The organism is Shigella sp. FC1967 (genome assembly GCF_001743005.1).
In the GTDB taxonomy this organism is placed as follows: Bacteria; Pseudomonadota; Gammaproteobacteria; order Enterobacterales; family Enterobacteriaceae; genus Proteus.
In genome coordinates this window covers 1-258 of record NZ_MIIZ01000251.1, presented here as the reverse complement: position 1 = coordinate 258, position 258 = coordinate 1, and the positions used below count along the sequence as shown (strand labels likewise).

Below are 258 nucleotides of genomic sequence, written 5' to 3'. Positions count from 1 at the left end.
CCAGAAAGCTAACCTGGTACCCCACTTTTAAGTTTTGAAGAGGCAACTAGGATGAACAAAGAGATTCTGGCTGTTGTGGAAGCGGTCTCTAACGAAAAATCTCTTCCTCGTGAAAAGATTTTTGAAGCACTGGAAACCGCACTAGCGACAGCAACTAAGAAAAAGTACGAGCAAGAAATTGACGTTCGCGTATGTATCGACCGTAAAACGGGTGATTTTGATACATTCCGTCGTTGGGTTGCCGTTGAGGAAGTGACT

The 258-nt window shown here is 44.2% G+C and carries 1 protein-coding gene; it reads left to right on the top strand.

The genetic code is table 11. The features are described from left to right. Window positions 1-51 precede the first annotated feature (51 nt). Window positions 52-258 (top strand): NusA N-terminal domain-containing protein (locus tag BHE89_RS02335; RefSeq protein ID WP_286145826.1); only part of this gene is annotated, 207 nt, incomplete at its 3' end.